We start from the raw sequence: 19,932 nt of genomic DNA, 5'->3' as shown, positions 1-19,932 counted from the left end.
ACCACCGCCTGATCCCGCGCCCCGAAGCGGGATCGCCGCGCCCTGTGTCCGTACCGCGTACGTGACCGGGCTGCCCCGCGCACAAGTTCTCCCCCCGGATACCTCCGGTTCCATCGCCACCGCGAGAACCGTGCCGCGTTCCCGACCGAATGCACCCGTGCCCGGCGCACACCCACGCCCCGCACTCGACAGTGACGGAATACCCCAGTGATCACGACAACGGGCCTCACCAAGGTCTACCGCTCGCGCGGCCGTGAAGTGACCGCCCTCGACGGCGTCGATCTGCACGTCCGCGAAGGCGAGGTGTACGGCGTCATCGGCCAGTCCGGCGCCGGCAAGTCCTCGCTCATCCGCTGCGTCAACCTCCTGGAGCGTCCCACCTCCGGCACGGTCACCGTCGCCGGACAGGACCTCACCGCCCTCGCCGGCCGCGGGCCGCGCGCGGGCAGGGAACTCCGCAAGGCGCGCAGCCACATCGGGATGGTCTTCCAGCACTTCAACCTGCTGTCCTCGCGCACCGTCCAGGACAACGTCGAGCTGCCGCTCGAAATCCTCGGCGTCTCCGGCAAGGAGCGCTCCCGCAAGGCACTCGAACTCCTCGACCTGGTCGGCCTCTCCGACAAGGCCAAGGTCTACCCGGCCCAGCTCTCCGGCGGCCAGAAGCAGCGCGTCGGCATCGCCCGCGCCCTCGCCGGCGACCCGAAGGTGCTGCTCTCCGACGAGGCGACCAGCGCCCTCGACCCGGAGACCACCCGCTCCATCCTCCAGCTGCTGCGCGACCTGAACCGGCAGCTGGGCCTGACCGTCCTGCTCATCACCCACGAGATGGACGTCGTCAAGACCATCTGCGACTCGGCCGCCCTCATGGAGAACGGCCGGATCGTCGAGTCCGGCACTGTCAGCGAACTGCTCGCGACGCCCGGCTCCGAACTGGCCTCCGCGCTCTTCCCGGTCAGCGGCGACGCCACCGGCGACGACCGCACCGTCATCGACGTCACCTTCCACGGCGAGGCGGCGACCCAGCCCGTCATCTCGCAGCTCTCGCGCACGTACAACATCGACATCTCGATCCTCGGCGCCGCGATGGACACCGTCGCGGGCAAGCAGGTCGGCCGGATGCGCATCGAACTGCCCGGCCGCTACGAGGACAACGTCGTGCCGATCGGATTCCTGCGCGAGCAGGGCCTGCAGATCGACATTCAGGGCCAGGAGCCCGTACTGGTCAAGGAAGGTGCCAAGTGACCTGGTCCGAGATGCAGCCGCTGCTGTCCCAGGCGTGTTGGGACACGCTCTACATGGTCGGCTGGTCCACCCTCATCGCGATCGTCGGCGGTCTCCCGCTCGGCATCCTGCTGGTCCTCACCGACCGCGGCGGACTCCTCCAGAACGTCCTCGCGAACAAGGTGATCGGGCAGGTCGTGAACATCGCCCGCTCGATGCCGTTCATCATCCTGATGGTCGCGCTGATGAACTTCACGCGCACCATCACAGGTACGACGATCGGCCGCGAGGCCGCCATCGTGCCGCTCGCGATCGGGGCAATCCCCTTCTTCGCACGCCTCGTTGAGACGGCTGTCCGCGAAGTGGACGGCGGGCTCGTCGAGGCCGTGCAGTCGATGGGCGGCAACACCTGGACCGTCGTCCGCAAGGTTCTCGTACCCGAGTCCCTGCCGTCGCTGATCTCCTCCGCGACCACCACGATCGTCGCCCTCATCGGCTACTCGGCGATGGCCGGCACGGTCGGCGCCGGCGGCCTCGGCGACATCGCGATCCGCTACGGCTACCAGCGCTTCGAGACCGGACTGATGTGGATCACCGTGGCCATCCTCGCCGTGGTCATCTCCGTCATCCAGTTCGCCGGCGACTACACCGCCCGAGAGCTGCACCGCCGCGGCGGGCACTCCGGTGCCGCGCCGAAGCTGAGGCTGCTCAAGGCCAAGGCCCCCGCCGCGGAAGCGGCCACGGCCGAGGTGAGCAAGGCCGCCTGAGCCTGACCGGGTCTCCCGGTCTCCCACCCGCTTCCCACCCGCAGATTTCCCCGCACCACCCAACGCGGGGCGCTCCACCACATGGAAAGGCACTTTTCGTGCGTAACACCACCAAGATCACCACTGCCGTCCTCGCCGCCGGAGCCCTCACCTTCGGGCTCACCGCCTGCGGCTCGGACAAGGACTCCGCCTCCTCCGACACCAGCGGTCCGCTGATCGTCGCCGCGAGCCCGACCCCGCACGCCGAGATCCTGAACTTCGTCAAGAAGAACCTGGCGAAGAAGGCGGGCCTCGACCTGGAGGTCAAGGAGTTCACGGACTACGTGACGCCGAACACGGCGACCGAGGACGGCTCCGTGGGCGCCAACTACTTCCAGAACCAGCCGTACCTCGACGACTTCAACAAGAAGAACGGCACCCACATCGTGCCCGTCGTCACGGTGCACCTGGAGCCGCTCGGCCTCTACTCCCACAAGGTCAAGAGCGCCGACGCCCTGAAGAGCGGCGCGACGATCGCCGTCCCGAACGACAGCGTCAACGAGGCCCGTGCCCTCAAGCTGCTCGCCGCCAACGGGATCATCACGCTCAAGGACGGTGCGGGCAACGAAGCGACCCCCGCGGACATCACCAAGAACCCGAAGAACCTCAAGTTCAAGGAGCTGGAGGCGGCCCAGACCCCGCGCTCCCTGGACGACGTCGACGCCGCGGTGATCAACGGCAACTACGCCATCGAGGCCGACCTCAAGCCCGCCAAGGACGCCCTCGTCCTGGAGTCCGCGACGAACAACCCGTACGGCAACTTCCTCGCCGTCAAGAAGGGCAACGAGGACGACCCGCGCGTCAAGAAGCTCGCCAAGCTCCTCACCTCGCCCGAGGTGAAGAAGTTCATCGAGGACAAGTACGCCGGCTCCGTCATTCCGTCCTTCTAGTCGACAGTCGGTCCAGAAGTTCCGAGGGGGAGAACGCGATGCGCATGCACGTCATGTCCGCGGCGGCCGCCGCACTGGCACTCGGGCTCGGCGTGACCGCCTGCGGCTCGGGCTCGGGCTCCGGCGGCGGGGGTGGTGACGACGACGCCCTGGTCGTCGGCGCCACCGCCGTCCCGGCCGGCGAGGTCCTGTCGTACATCAAGAAGGACCTCGCCGAGAAGGCGGGCCTCAAGCTGGAGATCAAGGAGTTCACGGACTACGTCCTGCCGAACACCGCGCTCCAGGAGGGCACGCTCGACGCGAACCTGTACCAGAACCAGCCGTTCCTGGACGAGTTCAACAAGTCCAAGGGCACCGATCTCGTGTCGGTCGTCAAGGCGTACCTGCCGCCCATGGGCGTGTACTCGAAGAAGATCACGGACATCGCGAAGCTCGCCGACGGAGCCACCGTCGCCGTGCCGAACGAGACCACCAACGAGGGCCGCGCCCTCAAACTCCTCGCCTCCAGGGGCCTGGTCACGCTCAAGGAGGGGGCGGGAACGACCGCGTCCCCGGCGGACATCACGGCCAACCCGAAGCACCTGAAGTTCAAGGAGCTGGATCCCGCTCAGCTGCCGCGCTCGCTCGACGACGTGACGGCCGCGGTCATCAACAACAACTACGCCCAGGACGCGGGCCTCAGCCCCGCCCAGGACGCGATCCTCCTGGAGTCCGCGAAGGACAACCCCTACGTGAACCTCCTGGCCGTCAAGAAGGGCAACGAGGACGACCCGCGGGTCAAGAAGCTCGCGACGCTCCTCACTTCGTCCGAGGTGAAGAAGTTCATCGAGGACAAGTACAAGGGCTCGGTCCTGCCGGTCACCTCCGGCTGACGGCCGCCCAGTTACCGCACGGGGTCCACTCCATTACCCGGTGGGGGTCCCCCACGCCCTTAAGGCAGTGGGGGAGGGCCCCGTTGTGCGGTTCAGTGGTTTCATGCTGCATGCTGGGCAGTTCAGCGGGCCCGACGGTTTCCGAGGGCCCGAAGTCCCCGACGGATACGGAGCGGCGCATGACGAGCACCTTCCCCAACATCTCCATCAGTACGGAGCGGTTGGTCCTGCGCGCGCTCGACGAGGACGACGTACCCGCCCTGGCCGAGATGATGAACGACGAGATGGTGGCGGCCTGGACGTCGGTGCCCCAGCCCTTCACCGAGGACGGCGCCCGCACCTGGATCACCGAGTACGCGCCCACGGAGCGCGCGGAGGGCCGCGGACTCGACCTCGCCGTCACCGAGTTCCTCACCCAGCGCCTGGTCGGCATCATCCAGCTCGGCAAGACGAACTGGCATGTGCGGTCCACCGAACTCTCGTACATCATCGCCCCCTGGGCACGCGGCGAGGGCTACGCCTCCGAGGCGGCGCTCGCCACCGCCCAATGGCTCTTCGGCGACCAGAAGTTCGAGCGCATCGAACTGCGTACGGCGGCCGACAACACCGCCTCGCAGCAGGTCGCCCAGAAGATCGGCTGCATCAGCGAGGGAGTGCTGCGCAACGCCTGCATAGCGCGCACCCGCACCGAGGACGGGACCTGGGTCGACCTGCGCACCGACTTCATCGTGTGGAGCCTGCTGCCGGAGGACCTCGACGGCGTCGGTGAGCAGTTCGCCGACAGCGGCGGTTTCACGTCGTTCTCCGACTGGAACTGAGCACCACGGGAGCCTCACACAGGGCGCCCCAGGGGCCACTGGAGTCTTCGGTACGGGCCCCGGAAGCCCCGTGACGGAACCCGCGGGACCGCTCCCACCCGCCGGAGCCCGTCGCGGCGCCGCCCGGGCCGCACCAGGTACCCTCACGGAGCCCGCCCATGGGCTGCCCCTGACGACCTGCGAAAACCTTCTGGAGACTGACGACGATGGCCGACCGGGTCACGGTGATCGGCTGGGACGGCTCGCCACTGACCGCCGCGGCGCGCTCCGCACTCGGTGCTGCCACGCTGGTGGCCGGCGCGGCCCACCACCTCGCACTCCCCGAGGTGCCCGCGACCGCCGAACGCATCCGCCTCGGCAGCGTCGGCCTCGCCGCCCGCCGGATCGCGAGCCACCGGGGTACCGCCGTCGTCCTCGCCGACGGAGACCCTGGCTTCTTCGGCGTCGTCCGCACCCTGCGGAGCCGCGAGTTCGGCCTGGAGGTCGAAGTGGTGCCCGCGGTCTCCTCGGTGGCCGCCGCCTTCGCCCGCGCCGGTATGCCCTGGGACGACGCACAGGTGGTCGTCGCACATCGCCGCACCCTGCGACGCGCGGTGAATGTATGCCGCGCCCACACCAAGGTCGCCGTCCTCACCTCGCCCGGGGCAGGCCCCGCCGAACTCGGTCTGCTCCTCGAAGGAGTGCACCGCACCTTCGTCATCTGCGAGGAACTCGGCACCGCGGCCGAGCGGGTCACGATCCTCACCTCCGACAAGGCCGCCGACCACACCTGGCGCGACCCCAACGTCGTCATTGTCATCGGCGGCTTCGTGGCCACGGCCGAGGACGGCGGCTGGATCGCCGGCCGCGACCCGGGCACCGGACCGCGCGGCTGGGCGCTGCCCGCCCAGGCGTACGGCGGTGCGCTCGGCGAAGGCGAAACGGATCTGCTGCGCGCCGCCCAACTCGCCCGCCTGGGCCCGCGCGTCGGTGACCTCGTCTGGGACATCGGCTCCGGCAGCGGCGCCTTCGCCACCGAGGCCGCGCGCACCGGCGCCGCCGTCATCGCGGTCGACCGCAACCCGGGCTGCTGCGCCCGTACCGAGGACTCCGCCCGCCGCTTCGGCGTCCAGATGCAGATCGTGCACGGCACCGCGCCGCACGTCCTGGAGAACCTCCCCGAACCCGATGTCGTACGCGTCGGAGGCGGGGGAGTGGAGGTGGTCTCGGCCGTCGCCGACCGCCGTCCGCAGCGCATCGTGACGCACGCCGCGACCCGCGACGCGGCCGAACTCATCGGCCGGGACCTGACGGAGCACGGCTACCAGGTCGAGTGCGCGCTCATTCAGTCCGTCGAACTCGATACAAGGGCCTGGACGGAGAAGGAACGGAGCGTCGCGTTCCTGCTCAGCGGCCGTTTGCCGGATCGCGCCCCGTGATCCTGTTGTCGTACTGCGCGCGGTAGGCTGGCCGATCGTTGTACCGCTCCCGGGTGATCGGCCTTTCGTCGGTCAATGTCCGGAAAACGCGCCCGTTTTGAGGCGTGTGTGGTACGGCAGAACCGGAGGACGCGCAACGTGGCGCAGTCCACAGCGGGCGCTCGCGGATCAAGCTGTCGCGAGGGCGGGACGACCGGGACAATGCCAGTTAATGGCTTTGTCGTCTTTGTTGGCGGGTCGTTCGTGCCGCTGGGCACGCACGCTCGTTCTTCACAGTGGGGCGGTCGGTGCGCCGTTCCGGGCGAGCTGGACTTGGAAGCACTAACCGATGGGCGAGGGGTACGCATGACCGACACCGGCCAGGTCCCGGGCGAGGGATTGCCGGAGAACGCAGGCATGGTGGAGCAGCCGGGCGTCACCGCGCCGGGCGCGTACACCTTCCTCGACCCCTCCGAGAACCCCGCCGAGGACGACGACCTGCTTCTGATGCCGGGCGCCCCGGGAGCCCAGGGCGCGTGGGGCAACGAGGTGCCGCCGCCGGCCCCGATGCCCTTCCTCCACGAGCCGGGCCCGCACGAGATGGCCGGGCGCGACAGCGGCGCGGTCGACCTCGGCTCCGTCCGCGCGCCGAACCTGGCGCCCGCCCCGCAGCCGATGACGCCGCGCCGCCCGCTGCACCTCGGCCCGCCGACACCGGACGGCTCCGCGAGCCCGGTGCGCTCGCTGGCCGACCGCGGCCCGGCGGGTGCCCCGGTGAGCCCCGCTCCCGTCACCCCGTCGCCCGTGGCCGATCCCGTGATCGCCGCCCCGGTAACTCCCGTACGGCACGCGGGTCCGCCGACGATCGGGCCCGAGTACCTCGATGTGCCGCAGCTCGGTGAGATTCCGCCGCAGAGCGCGGTCCCGCGGGGCGCACCGCCCGTGGAGTCCGACGCGGGGGTTGCAGAAACGGTCGTCCCGGAGCCGGGACCGGCGCTCGAGTCCATCACGCCGGCCGAGGCCGCGCCGGTCGCCGAGGCGGCCCAGTCCGCCGAGGCCCCGGGACTCGCGCCCGCTGCCCAGGCACAGGGTCAGGAGGCGCAGGCTCAGGTCGCGGAGGCGGCTGCCGAACCCCAGGCACTCCAGGTCGCGGAGAGTTCGCCGGCCCCCCAGGAACCGGCAGGCGCCCAGGCTCCCGAGACCGCAATCGTCCTGGACGGCTCGCAGGTCCCGCAGACTCCGGACGCGACGCCCTTCCCGGTGGCCCCGGAGGTTCCGCACGCCTTCCAGGCGACGGACGACACCGAGGGCAACGGGCACGCCGGGCATGCGGACGGCGCCCACGCATCCGCGCACGAGGCCGCCCCGGCACCGATCCTGTCGGACGTCGAGCACGTGGCGCCCGCGCAGAACCTCGCTCCGGTTCCGGACCTCGCGCCCGCACACGCCCCGCAGGCGGGGCACGCGGCCCCGCCGCACTTCGCCGACCAGGGCGCGTACGGAGTCGACCCGGCCGAGCCGGCGGCTCACGTCGCCGCCCCGGCCGCCCAGTTCGCGGACCCCGGTGTCCACATCCCGGAACCGGCCGCCCAGTTCGCGGACGTGGGATCCGCGGGATTTCACGGGGAGGCCCCGCAGTCGCTCGCGGCAGCCGTCGCGTCCGCTCCCGAGGCCGCGCAGCCCGCGCTCTCCGCGGATGCCTCGCACGGCCAGTCGGTGCCCGGCCTCGAAGCCTTCCAGGCCCAGCAGTTCGCGGCCCCGGCCGCTTTCGCCGAGAACGGCGCCGCCGAGGCGCTGCACAGCGTCCCGGTGAGTGTGGCCGCGCACGAGGAGGCCCCCCAGGCATCCGCGGACTGGCCCCACGGCGAGCAGCACTTCCCCGATGCCATTGGGTCGACCGGCGCCTCCGGACTCCCGGGCACCCCCCTGGAGCCCCACGCGGACCAGCCCCTCGGCGAGTTCGTGCCCGTGGAGGGCACGGTGCCCACGACCCCGCACCTGGCCCCGACCCCGCCGCACGCCATGATCGTGCCGCCCCTCCCCGCGGAGGAGCAGCCCGTGGCCGAGGAGCCCGCGGACGAGATGATCGTGGTGGCACCCGCCCCCACTCAGGAGATCGCCGGGGAGACCGTCGAGGCGATCACCGAGGAGACCGTCGAGGAATCTCCGGAGACGCCCGCCGCGGAAGCGGAGCCGATCGCTCCAGCGGTCGTACCGGCGCCCAGAGAAGCCGAAGCCGCAGCCGAACCGCGAGCCGAAACCAGCCCCGAGGCACTGCCCGTGCCGGAACCGCTCGCCGCGGAGCCGGAGCCCGTAGTAGTCGCACAGCAAGCGGAGGACCTGGACACCCAGGTCGCCGACCAGGAAGAGAGCACGGCCGCAGTGGAAGACGTACGAGAGTCCACCGGCCCGGCGGCCCCCGGCTACGACGACGCCGAGCGCGAGGCCGTGCTGCGCGTGATGCGCGAGCGCCGCGACATCCGCAACGGCTTCCGCAGTGACCCGATCCCGCACGACGTGCTGCTCCGTGTCCTGGAGGCCGCGCACACCGCGCCGTCCGTCGGCCACTCCCAGCCCTGGGACTTCGTCGTCATCCGCTCCGCCGACACCCGGCGGTCGATGCACGAACTGGCCGCCCGCCAGCGTGAGGCGTACGCGAAGTCGCTGCCCAAGGGCCGTGCCAAGCAGTTCAAGGAACTGAAGATCGAGGCCATCCTCGACACCCCGGTGAACATCGTCGTCACCGCCGACCCGACCCGCGGCGGCCGTCACACCCTGGGCCGTCACACCCAGCCGCAGATGGCGCCGTACTCCTCCGCGCTCGCGGTCGAGAATCTCTGGCTCGCGGCCCGTGCCGAGGGCCTCGGCGTCGGCTGGGTCAGCTTCTTCGACGAGCGCGAGATGGTCCGAGCCCTGGGCCTGCCCGAGCACCTCGAAGTGGTCGCCTACCTGTGTGTCGGTTACGTCGACGAGTTCCCGGACGAGCCCGAGCTGATGCAGGCCGGCTGGTCCAAGCGCCGCCCGCTGTCGTGGGTCGTGCACGAGGAGACGTACGGCCGTCGCGCGCTGCCCGGCGAGGAGCCGCACGACCTGCTCGCCGAGACGGTCTCCAACATCCGCCCGCTGGACGCCAAGGCGCTCGGAGAGGCGTGGGAGCGCCAGAAGCGGATGACCAAGCCCGCGGGCGCGCTCGGCATGCTGGAGATCATCTCCGCGCAGCTGTCGGGCCTGTCGCGGATGTGCCCGCCGCCGATCCCGGAGCCCGCGGCCGTCGCGATCTTCGCGGGCGACCACGGCGTGCACGCCCAGGGCGTCACCCCGTGGCCGCAGGAGGTCACCGCCCAGATGGTGGCCAACTTCCTGGGCGGCGGCGCGGTCTGCAACGCGTTCGCCAACCAGGTGGGCGCCGAGGTCTGCGTCATCGACGTGGGCGTCGCCTCCGACCTCCCGGCGACCCCGGGCCTCCTCCCGCGCAAGGTCCGCGCGGGCACCGCCGACATGACCACGGGTCCCGCGATGTCCCGCGAGGAGGTCATCGCGGCCATCGAGGTGGGCATCGAGACGGCCCGCGACCTGGTGGCGGCAGGCAACAAGGCCCTCCTGACCGGCGAGATGGGCATCGCCAACACCACGGCGTCGGCGGCCCTGATCTCCGTCTTCACGGACACCGACCCGTCCGAGGTGACGGGCCGCGGCACCGGCATCAACGACGAGACCCTGGCCCGCAAGACCGAGGTCGTGCGCCGCGCCATCGAACTCCACCAGCCGGACCCCGCCGACCCCATCGGCGCCCTCGCGGCCATCGGCGGCCTCGAACACGCCGCCATGGTCGGCCTCCTCCTCGGCGGCGCCTCCCTCCGTACGCCGGTGATCCTGGACGGCGTGAGCGCCGGCGCCGCGGCCCTGGTCGCCCGCGCCATCGCCCCCGAGGTCCTGGCCGCCTGCATCGCGGGCCACCGCAGCGCGGAACCGGGCCACGTGGCCGCTCTGAACAAGCTGGGCCTGCGCCCCCTGGTCGACCTGGACCTCCGCCTCGGCGAGGGCACGGGCGCGCTGCTGGCCCTGCCCGTGGTCCAGAGCGCGGCGAGGGCGATGCACGAGGTGGCGACGTTCGATTCGGCAGGGGTAACTGAAAAGTAGGCCCGAGGGCTGTGGGCAGTCGTTCCGCAGGGCGGAACGGGTGGGCACAGCCGCCCACGGCCCGCAGACGAACGGGGGTCCGGGGGCAAAGCCCCCGGTTTCGGGAAGGGGCGGGCTTGGGGAAAGAAACCCCACCCACCCCAGCCCCCCACCGGCCCCGCATCCTAAAATCCGCATGTCAGGGGCCACTCCAGAGCCGTAGGGGCCCCGCCCAGCAAAGCCCCGCACGAGGAGCCGCACCTCCATGGCCGAACACCCCGCCTACCCCGTAGGCCTCCGCCTCACCGGCCGCCGCGTAGTCGTCCTCGGCGGCGGCCAGGTAGCCCAGCGCCGCCTCCCGTCCCTCATCGCGGCAGGCGCGGACATCAATCTCGTATCGCCGGAGGCCACCCCCTCCGTCGAGGCGATGGCCGACGCGGGCGAGATCACCTGGACGAAGCGCCCGTACGAGGACGGCGACCTCGCCGACGCCTGGTACGCCCTGATCGCGACCAGCGACTCCAAGGCGAACACGGACGCCTCGGCCGAAGCGGAGCGCCACCGCGTCTGGTGCGTCCGCTCGGACGACGCCGACGCGGCCACGGCGTGGACCCCGGCGACGGGCCACAGCGAGGGCGTGACGGTCGCTGTCCTCACCACGAACGCCAAGGGACGCGACCCCCGCCACACCGCCGCGATCCGCGACGCCGTGGTGGAGGGCCTCCGCGACGGCACCCTGGTGGCGCCGCACCACCGCACCCGCACCCCCGGTGTCGCCCTGGTCGGCGGCGGCCCCGGTGACCCGGACCTGATCACGGTCCGTGGCCGCCGTCTGCTCGCTGAGGCCGACGTGGTCATCGCGGACCGCCTCGGCCCGCGCGACCTCCTCGCCGAACTCCCGCCGCACGTCGAGGTGATCGACGCGGCGAAGATCCCGTACGGCCGTTTCATGGCCCAGGAGGCCATCAACAACGCGCTGATCGAGCACGCGAAGCAGGGCAAGTCCGTCGTACGGCTGAAGGGCGGCGACCCGTTCGTCTTCGGCCGTGGCATGGAGGAGGCCCAGGCGCTCGCCGAGGCGGGCATCGCCTGCACGGTGGTTCCCGGCATCTCCAGCTCGATCTCGGTCCCGGGCGCGGCTGGTATCCCGGTCACCCACCGGGGTGTCGCACATGAGTTCACCGTGGTCAGCGGCCATGTCGCCCCGGACGACGAGCGCTCCCTGGTGGACTGGCCGTCGCTGGCGAAGCTGCGTGGCACCCTCGTCGTCCTCATGGGCGTCGACAAGATCGGCAAGATCGCCGAAACCCTTGTCGCGCACGGCAAGCCGGCCGACACCCCCGTCGCCCTGGTCCAGGAGGGTACGACCGCCGCCCAGCGCCGCGTCGACGCGACCCTGGCGACGGTCGCCGAGACCGTACGCGCCGAGGACGTGAAGCCCCCGGCGGTGATCGTCATCGGCGAAGTCGTGAACGTGGGCGTGCACAGCTCGCTGAAGACTTCCGAGTAACCACGGGTAACCGAACCCGTTCCCAGCCGTTGGCACCGCACCCAGGACAAGGCAGTATCACCCTGTGGCCGATCTCATCACCGTTGAGAACCCCGACGACCCGCGTCTGCGCGACTACACGGGCCTGACCGACGTGGAGCTGCGCCGCAAGCGCGAACCCGTCGAGGGCCTGTTCATCGCCGAGGGCGAGAAGGTCATCAGACGCGCCAAGGACGCCGGGTACGAGATGCGCTCGATGCTCCTGTCCGCCAAGTGGGTCGACGTCATGCGCGATGTCATCGACGAGCTCCCGGCCCCGGTGTACGCGGTCAGCCCGGAGCTCGCCGAGCAGGTCACCGGCTACCACGTGCACCGCGGCGCGCTCGCGTCCATGCAGCGCAAGCCGCTGCCCACGGCGGAGGAACTGCTGCGGTCCGCGCGCCGGGTGGTCGTCATGGAGGCGGTCAACGACCACACCAACATCGGCGCGATCTTCCGCTCCGCCGCAGCCCTCGGCATGGACGCGGTACTGCTCTCCCCGGACTGCGCGGACCCGCTCTACCGCCGCTCGGTGAAGGTCTCGATGGGCGCGGTCTTCTCGGTCCCCTACGCCCGTCTCGAAACCTGGCCCAAGGGCCTGGAGTCGGTCCGTGAAGCCGGTTTCAACCTGCTCGCCCTCACCCCGGACGAGAAGGCGAGGTCCCTGGACGACGCGGCCCCGCACCGGATGGACCGGGTCGCGCTGATGCTCGGCGCGGAGGGCGACGGCCTCTCCACGCAGGCCCTGATGGCGGCGGACGAATGGGTCCGCATCCCCATGGCCCACGGCGTCGACTCCCTCAACGTGGGCGCGGCGGCAGCGGTCGCCTTCTACGCGGTGGCGACGGGCCGCCCGGAGAACTGACCGCTCCGACGGACGGCCATCCGCACCCCTAGGGGGTGCGGTGAAGCTCGCTCCGGTACTGCTCGGCCATCAGATCCCCGGTGGGCAGTGGTGCGAACGACGACTGCTCCTGGCGTACGTCCTTCCGTACGTCCCCGTCGTCCAGCCCGCGCGCCGGCCCCTGGCACCCCTGCGCCGCCGCGATGCCCAGTGCCACGAGCAGCGTCACCACGACGAACACGAAGAGCCGCTGGCGCAGCAGCCGCGGGTTGGCGGGCCGCCGGCCCGTGCCGGTGGTCCGGGGTGCGGGACGCCCGGTACCGCTGCGGGGCGCGGGCCTGCTGCCGGAGCGGCCGGTGTTCCGGGCGGGCGCGGGGCGCGAACCCGTGCGCGAGCCGCCGTTCGTCCCGCCCGTGCGCGGCGGGGGTGTGCCCTGCGGACGCCGCTGGGTGCGCTGCTCGGCGTACTGCTCGGCCAGGCGTCCCGTCGGCCGGTCGGGATCGGTACGCGGTGCAGGCGGCCGTACATCCGGCATGCCTTGTGCCTCGCGGGCCGCGATCTCCTTGAGCCGCAGGGACAGTTGGAGCGTGCTGGGCCGCTCCTCGGGGTCCTTGGCCAGACACGCGCGTACGAGCGGAGCCAGGGCGTCCGGAACGCCGTGCAGTTGGGGCTCCTCGTGCACCACCCTGTAGAGCATCACTTCGGAACTGCCGTGCCCGAAGGGCGAGTCCTGGGTCGCCGCGTACGCGAGCGTGGCGCCGAGCGCGAACACGTCCGTGGCCGGCGTGACGGTGGCGCCGCGCACCTGCTCGGGCGCGAGGAAGCCGGGGGACCCGACCGCCGTGCCGACGTGTGTGAGCGTGCTCGCTCCCGTCGCCCAGGCGATGCCGAAGTCGATGATCCGCGGCCCCTTCGGGGACAGCAGGATGTTGGACGGCTTGAGATCCCGGTGTACGACACCGGCCTCGTGCACGGCGACGAGCCCCTCGGAGAGGGCGGCACCGACGGCGGCCACGTCGGCGGCCGACAGTGGTCCCTCCTCGGCGACCTTGTCGTGCAGGGAGGGACCGGGCACGTACTGCGTGGCGAACCACGGCCGGTCCGCCTCCAGGTCGGCGGCGACGAGCCGCGCCGTGCAGCCGCCCCTGATGCGCCGGGCCGCCGAGACCTCACGGGCGAACCGCGACCGGAACTCCTGATCCTCCGCCAGATCCGGCCGGATCACCTTCAGCGCGACCCGCTGGCCACGCCGGTCGGAGCCCAGGTAGACAACGCCCATCCCGCCCGCGCCGAGCCGTCTGTGAAGCCTGAACGAGCCGACGACACGCGGGTCCTCGCGCCTCAGGCGCATCATCGCCATGTCCATCCCCGCTGCCCGGTCCGTTTGACGAGCCACAGCTTACGTTTCCGCGGCCGAGTGCGCGCAGAGGCCGCGCCCTCTCGCCCCGATCGATTGTCAGTGCCGGGTGGGAAACTTGAAAGGTGGTCAGGGAGCGTGTGAACAGGCTGGCTTTGGGCTGCCTGTGATCCCAACCATCCGTCGCAGAAGGGGGATTGGGCCCGTGAAGGGTGACCGTGTGGAGATAGTCGTGGACGCCGGGGACACAACGCGTACGTACGAGGTGGTGGCGAGCAGGGCAGGCCGCCGGGTGGAGACGGCGGTACGGCGAGGTGTGGTGGAAGTGAGCGAAGTCACCCGAAGCGGATCAGTGGTGCGCACCGCCCGCTTCATGGCGACCCGGGTGCTGGCGCTGGTCGAGCAGCCGGTCCCCAGGGAGGACAGCTCGGAACAGTCGGGGCACACCGGGCGCCCCCTCCGGGAAGACCCTGAGACCTAGGTCCTCATCTCCACCCAGGGGAGTACACCGCAGGTCATCGCTCATCCTCCGGGAGGCCCGGCAATCGGTACGAGGGCATGACGACCCACGTGCGCCGCGCGCCTAGATTTGATGTCAAGCGGCGGGTGCAGCACTCGTCCCCCGAGGTCAGACACCCGCCGCTGCCAACCACAACAGAAGCTCGGTCAGGAGAGGGACCATGGCCCACACGGCACCGCGGGCAGCACTCCGCACGCAGGGACGCAGGGCGTACAGCGCAGCGTTCGGCACCCGCCGCCAGGGTCAGCGCCACCCATTGGTGGCGACAGCGATGGTCCTTCCCCTGGCGGCCCTGCTCGTAGTCGTCTTCGGCGGCTGGGAGGCAGTGGTCACACAAGCGTCGTCCGTGGGCGTGATGCTGGGGCGCTGAGCGGCGCCCCAGGCCCGGAAGAGCGGTCCGGGCGGGGACATCCGGCCATGAAACCCCGTGGGGACGGGGGTGCGGCGGACGGCACAAAATGCCCGCGCAGCTGGGGAGCTGCGCGGGCATTTTTTTGCACTGACCCAACCGACTGGGCCGAGCGGGCGGGTTCGTCGTCTGTGAGCCGGTGGCGACGGGGCGCAGCCCCGAGCCTTCAGGGGCGCGGGGAACTGCGCGACCAGCCCCCACCGTCCCGCACCCGACGAGCGACCCAGGGGGTCCGGGGGCGCAGCCCCCCGGGATGGGACGGGTAGGGGCGGCGGGGGCGAAGAACGTACGCTCGCCCGGAACCGACCGCGCACCCCAGGGGGACCCGTGACCGCAGACGTGCTGCCGGCGCTGACCGCCAAGGCGCGGCGCACGGCCCATACGGAGCCCACGCCCTGCGCGCACCTCGACACGGTCCTCGCCGATCGTCAGGACGCCACCGTCGTCCGGCACGGCGACACCGTGGCCAAGGCCCACGCCCCCGGCACGGACCCCACGGAACTCTCCCTGCGCCTCACCGTCGCCGCCAACCTCCCGGACACCCTCCTCGCCCCCCTCAGGCCCACACCCGCAGACCTGCACGGCCGCCTGGTGACGTTGTGGCCGTACGGCAGCCCCGTGGACCCGGAGAACCCCGACGCGGCCCCTTGGGAGGCCGCGGCCACCCTGCTGGCCCGCCTCCACCGAACCCCCGCCCCGGACGGCCTGCCGCCCATGCGAGGCCCCGCCAAGGCCGCCCGAGCGATTGCCCGTATGCACGCGGCCGGCCCGCACCCCGCCACCGCCCCGGTCCTGCGCGCCTGGGCCGCCCTCCCGGCCTGGGCCCGCGCCGAGGCCCCCATGCCGCCGGCCGAGCGCACCCTGTGCCACGGCGACCTGCACCTCGGCCAGCTCGTCCGCCACCCCGCACCCTCCGGCCCCTGGCTCCTCATCGACGTCGACGACCTGGGCGTCGGCACCCCGGCCTGGGACCTGGCCCGCCCGGCCGCCTGGTACGCCTGCGGTCTGCTCCCGCCCGAGGAGTGGCTGCGCTTCCTGACCGCCTACCAGCGCGCGGGCGGCCCGGCCGTCCCCGCGGACGGCGACCCCTGGCCCGCCCTGGACGTCGCGGCCCGGGCCCTCACCGTGCAGACCGCGGCCCTGGCGATCGCCAAATCCGTTGCCGCCGGGCAGCCGTTGGACGAGGTGCAGCAGGCCGTGATCGACGCCTGTGACCGAATGGGCACCGCCCCGCCCGAGTTGGCGCACGGTTTCGCGACGTAAGGTGCAACCGACCGAAGCCGGGCGGAGTCTGTCCTGGCGGAAGCAGTACCGACCGGCGAGGAGTTGAGCCGAGCATGCAGTGTCCGAAGTGCCATGCGCAGATGCACACGTACAACCGCAATGGTGTACAGATCGAGCAGTGCAGCGGCTGCCGCGGGATATTTCTCGACTACGGCGAGCTGGAGTCGCTGACCCGGCTGGAGGGCCAGTGGTCCCAGCCCGCGCCGCCGCCGGCCGCCCCGCAGGCGTACCCGTCGGCTCCCGCTCCCGCCTGGGGTGCCCCGCAGCACGGCGGCCATGGCGGCGGGCACTACGGCGGCCACGGCGGTCACCACCGCCACAAGAGCTTCGGCCACATGCTCTTCTCGTCCTGAACCGAGGAAGGGGCCCCTCCGTCCAAGCGGAGGGGCCCCTTCCTCGTACGTACCGATGTCGTGCGTACGGATACGGCCGGACATGACGATGCCCCCGACCGTACGAGACGGCCGAGGGCATCGGCTGGTGCGCGATACTGGGATTGAACCAGTGACCTCTTCCGTGTCAGGGAAGCGCTCTCCCGCTGAGCTAATCGCGCAGGTCACGCGACCGGAGTCACGCTTACTGCTGGTGCTGCGTGCGCGATACTGGGATTGAACCAGTGACCTCTTCCGTGTCAGGGAAGCGCTCTCCCGCTGAGCTAATCGCGCGGGTACGGATCCTTCGAGAAGATCCAGTGGACGATACTGGGATTGAACCAGTGACCTCTTCCGTGTCAGGGAAGCGCTCTCCCGCTGAGCTAATCGTCCTTGGAGGTGGAGACGGGATTTGAACCCGTGTAGACGGCTTTGCAGGCCGTTGCCTCGCCTCTCGGCCACTCCACCAGGAGCGTAGGGGTTCGGGAAGATCCCCCACTTCCTGCGAGCGGACGACCAGGTTCGAACTGGCGACCTCAACCTTGGCAAGGTTGCGCTCTACCAACTGAGCTACGTCCGCTTGTCGTTTCCGTTCGGCTTGCGCGTCCCGGCGACGTGTTGAACTCTAGCGGATTCCGGGGCCAGCACAAAAACGCGTTTGTGCAGCGTGCTGCGGTACGTCCACTCCAAGGACACGGCCGGGGCACCCGCAGGTCACCCGCCCTAGACTCGACTGCGTGCTCGACCTCCCTCCTCTCGCCCGCTTCGGTGGCCTCGTCGCGACCGGCCTCCTCGACGTCACCAGCGACCCCGCGGCCCTGGACTCGAATGGTTTCTGGGCCGTCTCGGCCGACTTCGAGGGGCGCCTGACCTGCGCCCGCTTCAGGGACGTACGAGAGGAGCCGGTGCCCGCGCCGGTGCCCGGGCGGTGGCGGGGACCCACGGCCCGTGACTGGAAGTCGTCCCTCGACCGCGCCGCGTACACCGCGGGCGTACGCCGTATCCGCGAGCACATAGCGGCCGGCGAGGTCTACCAGGCCAACCTCTGCCGCGTCCTGTGGGCGTTCATCGCTCCCGACGCCGATGTCGACGAGCTGACCGCGCTGCTCGCGCGCGGCAACCCGGCGCCGTATGCCGGAACGATTCGCCTGCCCGGTCACGGGGTCGAGATCGCCACCGCGTCCCCCGAACTCTTCCTGCGCCGCTCCGGGCGCGTCGTCGAGTCGGGCCCGATCAAGGGCACCGGACGCACCGAGGCGGATCTCCTGGAAAAGGACTACGCCGAGAACGTGATGATCGTGGACCTGGTCCGCAACGACATCGGGCGCGTCTGCGCCATCGGCAGCGTGACCGTCCCCGAGCTGTGCGTCGTCGAGAAGCACCCGGGGCTCGTCCACCTCGTCTCCACCGTCCATGGAGAACTGCGCGAGGACGCGGGCTGGCCCGAGCTCCTCGCCGCCGCCTTCCCGCCCGGCTCCGTCACCGGAGCCCCCAAGTCCAGCGCCCTGCGGATCATCGACGCCCTGGAGACCGCGCCCCGCGGCCCGTACTGCGGAGGCATCGGCTGGGTCGACGCCGACCGCGGCACCGGAGAGCTCGCCGTCGGCATCCGCACCTTCTGGATCGACCGGGAGGAGGGGGTGCTGCGCTTCGGTACGGGCGCGGGCATCACCTGGGGTTCGGACCCCGAGGGGGAGTGGCGGGAGACCGAGCTGAAGGCGTCCCGGCTGCTCGCGGTAGCGTCGGGAGAGTACGAGGCGAGTGAAGGGACCCTTCGGTGAAGATCTGGCTCGACGGCGGGCTGCAGGACATCGAGACCGCCCGCGTTTCCGTCTTCGATCACGGACTGACCGTCGGTGACGGCATCTTCGAGACCGTGAAGGCGGTCGACGGGCGGCCGTTCGCGCTGACCCGCCACCTCGACCGGCTGGCCCGCTCGGCCCGCGGCCTCGGCCTGCCCGAGCCCGACCTCGACGAGGTGCGCCGCGCATGCGCCGCGGTCATGGACGCCAACCCGATGCCGCTCGGCCGGCTCCGCATCACCTACACCGGCGGCCACGGCCCGCTCGGCTCCGACCGCGGCGAGCACGGCCCGACCCTGGTCGTCGCCCTCGGCGAGTCCGCACGGCGCCCCGACTCCACCGCCGCGGTCACCGTCCCCTGGACGCGCAACGAGCGTGGCGCCCTGACAGGCCTCAAGACCACCTCGTACGCCGAGAACGTCGTCGCCCTGGCCCGCGCGCGCGAACACGGCGCGACCGAGGCGCTGTTCGCCAACACGGTTGGTCAGCTCTGCGAGGGCACGGGGTCCAACGTCTTCGTCGTCCTCGACGGCGAGATCCACACCCCGCCGGTCGCCTCCGGCTGCCTCGCCGGCATCACGCGCGCCCTCACCGTCGAGTGGACCGGCGCCAAGGAGACCGACCTGCCGCTGGACGTCCTGGAGAGCGCCGAGGAGGTCTTCCTGACGTCCACGCTGCGCGATGTGCAGGCCGTGCACCGGGTCGACGCCCGTGAACTCCCGGGCGCGCCCGGCCCGGTGACCGCCAAGGCGATGCGGATCTTCGACGAGCGGGCCGGGGACGACCTCGATCCGTAGAACGTGGCTCGCGGTGCGGATATCCGGATGACCACGGGCCGCACGACGGGTAGAACACCACTGATGACCACGACCCTGCGGCCGACCGAGCCGCTTCAGCACGCCGCCGACGGGACCCTGTCACGCCGCTATCAGGTGTGCGTGAACAGCCGTCCCGTGGGTGCGATACACCTCGCGACGGACGTCCACTTCGGGCCCTCCGTCGCCCAGATCCGCGAACTCCGCATCGAGGAGCCCGACCGGGGACGCGGCCGGGGCACGGTGGCCGCGCTCGCCGCCGAGGAGGTGGCGCGCGGCTGGGGATGCAAGCGGATCGAGACGTCGGTCCCCGGCGCCGCCGAGGCCGGGCTCCGGCTCACCACGGCGCTCGGGTACGTGACCCGCAATCGCCACATGGACAAGGCCCTCGGCGACACCCCGCCCGAACTGCCCGCCGGGAGCGTCGGCCGTCCCATGACGCAGGACGAGTACGACGCCTGGGACCGGCACGCCAGGGAGGACTTCGCGCAGGACTGGATCCAGCGCGGGGTGTCGGAGGCCGAGGCGTACGCCAAGTCGAACCAGGACCACGACCAGTTGCTGCCGCAGGGTCTCGCCACGGAGAACATGCTGTTCAGTGTCCTGGAACACGAAGGGACCCCGGTCGGAGACCTGTGGCTGGGGGAGCGCCGCGGAAGCGCCTTCGTCTACAACGTCGAGGTCCACGCCGCACACCGCGGCCGGGGGCACGGCCGCACGCTGATGCTGCTCGCTGAAGCCCACGCCGTGGCCGCCGGGATGAACCGCATCGGCCTCAACGTCTTCGCCGGCAACACTCCCGCCGAGCGGCTCTACGAGTCACTCGGCTACGAGACGACGATGTACCACCTCTACAAGAACCTGCTCTAGGAGCGACGG

The 19,932-nt window shown here is 71.3% G+C and carries 17 protein-coding genes and 5 tRNA genes; 16 read left to right on the top strand and 6 right to left on the bottom strand.

Annotation, left to right across the window (positions count from 1 at the left end):
* The first annotated feature begins 207 nt into the window (after positions 1–207).
* From OG975_RS09015 to OG975_RS08975, 9 genes are all read left to right on the top strand, one after another.
* Positions 208–1,242, top strand: coding sequence for an ATP-binding cassette domain-containing protein (locus tag OG975_RS09015; RefSeq protein WP_330303242.1), 1,035 nt, complete (start codon positions 208–210; stop codon positions 1,240–1,242).
* Positions 1,239–1,988, top strand: coding sequence for a methionine ABC transporter permease (locus tag OG975_RS09010; RefSeq protein WP_406328608.1), 750 nt, complete (start codon positions 1,239–1,241; stop codon positions 1,986–1,988). Before OG975_RS09015 ends, OG975_RS09010 begins: the two co-directional genes overlap by 4 nt.
* Before the next feature lie 98 nt (positions 1,989–2,086).
* Positions 2,087–2,917 (top strand): MetQ/NlpA family ABC transporter substrate-binding protein, encoded by an 831-nt coding sequence (locus OG975_RS09005; RefSeq protein WP_406328606.1) that lies wholly within the window; start codon positions 2,087–2,089, stop codon positions 2,915–2,917.
* 38 nt (positions 2,918–2,955) lie between these two features.
* Complete coding sequence (locus tag OG975_RS09000; RefSeq protein WP_406328604.1) at positions 2,956–3,789, top strand: MetQ/NlpA family ABC transporter substrate-binding protein; 834 nt, start codon at positions 2,956–2,958, stop codon at positions 3,787–3,789.
* Between the two features lie 179 nt (positions 3,790–3,968).
* Positions 3,969–4,607, top strand: a complete 639-nt coding sequence (locus tag OG975_RS08995) for a GNAT family N-acetyltransferase (RefSeq protein ID WP_330303238.1) — start codon at positions 3,969–3,971, stop codon at positions 4,605–4,607.
* 206 nt (positions 4,608–4,813) lie between these two features.
* On the top strand, positions 4,814–6,025 hold the full coding sequence (gene cbiE, locus OG975_RS08990) for a precorrin-6y C5,15-methyltransferase (decarboxylating) subunit CbiE (RefSeq protein WP_406328603.1): 1,212 nt from the start codon (positions 4,814–4,816) through the stop codon (positions 6,023–6,025).
* 345 nt (positions 6,026–6,370) lie between these two features.
* The gene (gene cobT / locus OG975_RS08985) at positions 6,371–10,144 is read left to right on the top strand and encodes a nicotinate-nucleotide--dimethylbenzimidazole phosphoribosyltransferase (RefSeq protein ID WP_406328602.1); all 3,774 of its coding nucleotides are present in this window, start codon (positions 6,371–6,373) and stop codon (positions 10,142–10,144) included.
* A gap of 244 nt (positions 10,145–10,388) precedes the next feature.
* A complete protein-coding gene (gene cobA / locus OG975_RS08980; RefSeq protein WP_406328600.1) occupies positions 10,389–11,633 on the top strand; it encodes a uroporphyrinogen-III C-methyltransferase in 1,245 nt (414 codons plus the stop codon).
* A gap of 64 nt (positions 11,634–11,697) precedes the next feature.
* Entirely contained in the window at positions 11,698–12,516 is an 819-nt protein-coding gene (locus OG975_RS08975; RefSeq protein WP_330303234.1) for an RNA methyltransferase, read from the top strand.
* A gap of 28 nt (positions 12,517–12,544) precedes the next feature.
* On the opposite strand, the gene OG975_RS08970 is transcribed toward OG975_RS08975, so the two are convergent.
* Positions 12,545–13,861: a serine/threonine-protein kinase gene (locus OG975_RS08970; RefSeq protein ID WP_406328599.1), complete on the bottom strand. Its 1,317-nt coding sequence runs from the start codon at positions 13,859–13,861 to the stop codon at positions 12,545–12,547.
* Between the two features lie 196 nt (positions 13,862–14,057).
* Here OG975_RS08970 and OG975_RS08965 point away from each other — a divergent pair, with 196 nt between their 5' ends.
* The 4 genes from OG975_RS08965 (at position 14,058) to OG975_RS08950 (ending at position 16,418) form a co-directional block, all read left to right on the top strand.
* Positions 14,058–14,333 carry a hypothetical protein gene (locus OG975_RS08965; protein ID WP_060902353.1) on the top strand — a complete coding sequence of 92 codons (276 nt, stop codon included), beginning with the start codon at positions 14,058–14,060 and terminating at the stop codon, positions 14,331–14,333.
* A gap of 199 nt (positions 14,334–14,532) precedes the next feature.
* Entirely contained in the window at positions 14,533–14,742 is a 210-nt protein-coding gene (locus OG975_RS08960; protein ID WP_406328596.1) for a hypothetical protein, read from the top strand.
* Positions 14,743–15,108: 366 nt separating this feature from the next.
* Positions 15,109–16,044 (top strand): phosphotransferase family protein, encoded by a 936-nt coding sequence (locus tag OG975_RS08955; RefSeq protein ID WP_406328595.1) that lies wholly within the window; start codon positions 15,109–15,111, stop codon positions 16,042–16,044.
* Between the two features lie 74 nt (positions 16,045–16,118).
* A complete protein-coding gene (locus OG975_RS08950) occupies positions 16,119–16,418 on the top strand; it encodes a zf-TFIIB domain-containing protein (protein WP_406328594.1) in 300 nt (99 codons plus the stop codon).
* Positions 16,419–16,543: 125 nt separating this feature from the next.
* Here OG975_RS08950 and OG975_RS08945 read toward each other — a convergent pair.
* The 5 genes from OG975_RS08945 to OG975_RS08925 form a co-directional block, all read right to left on the bottom strand.
* A tRNA-Val gene (locus OG975_RS08945) sits at positions 16,544–16,618 on the bottom strand.
* 40 nt (positions 16,619–16,658) lie between these two features.
* Positions 16,659–16,730, bottom strand: a tRNA-Val gene (locus OG975_RS08940).
* A 27-nt stretch (positions 16,731–16,757) separates the two neighbouring features.
* Positions 16,758–16,829: transfer RNA gene (locus tag OG975_RS08935), tRNA-Val, on the bottom strand.
* 1 nt (position 16,830) lies between these two features.
* Positions 16,831–16,904 (bottom strand) — tRNA-Cys (locus tag OG975_RS08930).
* A gap of 39 nt (positions 16,905–16,943) precedes the next feature.
* Positions 16,944–17,016, bottom strand: a tRNA-Gly gene (locus OG975_RS08925).
* A gap of 157 nt (positions 17,017–17,173) precedes the next feature.
* Here OG975_RS08925 and OG975_RS08920 point away from each other — a divergent pair.
* From OG975_RS08920 to OG975_RS08910, 3 genes are all read left to right on the top strand, one after another.
* A complete protein-coding gene (locus OG975_RS08920) occupies positions 17,174–18,217 on the top strand; it encodes a chorismate-binding protein (RefSeq protein ID WP_406328593.1) in 1,044 nt (347 codons plus the stop codon).
* Positions 18,214–19,035 carry an aminotransferase class IV gene (locus tag OG975_RS08915; RefSeq protein WP_406328591.1) on the top strand — a complete coding sequence of 274 codons (822 nt, stop codon included), beginning with the start codon at positions 18,214–18,216 and terminating at the stop codon, positions 19,033–19,035. The genes OG975_RS08920 and OG975_RS08915 overlap by 4 nt, the downstream gene beginning before the upstream one ends.
* Before the next feature lie 63 nt (positions 19,036–19,098).
* Positions 19,099–19,923: a GNAT family N-acetyltransferase gene (locus OG975_RS08910; protein ID WP_406328590.1), complete on the top strand. Its 825-nt coding sequence runs from the start codon at positions 19,099–19,101 to the stop codon at positions 19,921–19,923.
* The last annotated feature ends 9 nt before the right edge of the window (positions 19,924–19,932 follow it).

This window comes from Streptomyces sp. NBC_00203, assembly GCF_045206325.1.
GTDB classification, from domain to species: Bacteria; Actinomycetota; Actinomycetes; order Streptomycetales; family Streptomycetaceae; genus Streptomyces; species Streptomyces lutosisoli.
This window is presented reverse-complemented; position numbering and strand designations above follow the sequence as displayed.

What these genes read in the sequence shown, in the direction of transcription:
- OG975_RS09000 (WP_406328604.1), top strand. Translation starts at nt 2,956, where the DNA reads ATGCGCATGCACGTCATGTCCGCGGCGGCCGCCGCACTGGCACTCGGG.
- OG975_RS08995 (WP_330303238.1), top strand. Translation starts at nt 3,969, where the DNA reads ATGACGAGCACCTTCCCCAACATCTCCATCAGTACGGAGCGGTTGGTC.
- cbiE (WP_406328603.1), top strand. Translation starts at nt 4,814, where the DNA reads ATGGCCGACCGGGTCACGGTGATCGGCTGGGACGGCTCGCCACTGACC.
- cobT (WP_406328602.1), top strand. Translation starts at nt 6,371, where the DNA reads ATGACCGACACCGGCCAGGTCCCGGGCGAGGGATTGCCGGAGAACGCA.
- cobA (WP_406328600.1), top strand. Translation starts at nt 10,389, where the DNA reads ATGGCCGAACACCCCGCCTACCCCGTAGGCCTCCGCCTCACCGGCCGC.
- OG975_RS08970 (WP_406328599.1), bottom strand. Translation starts at nt 13,861, where the DNA reads ATGGACATGGCGATGATGCGCCTGAGGCGCGAGGACCCGCGTGTCGTC.
- OG975_RS08960 (WP_406328596.1), top strand. Translation starts at nt 14,533, where the DNA reads ATGGCCCACACGGCACCGCGGGCAGCACTCCGCACGCAGGGACGCAGG.
- OG975_RS08950 (WP_406328594.1), top strand. Translation starts at nt 16,119, where the DNA reads ATGCAGTGTCCGAAGTGCCATGCGCAGATGCACACGTACAACCGCAAT.
- OG975_RS08910 (WP_406328590.1), top strand. Translation starts at nt 19,099, where the DNA reads ATGACCACGACCCTGCGGCCGACCGAGCCGCTTCAGCACGCCGCCGAC.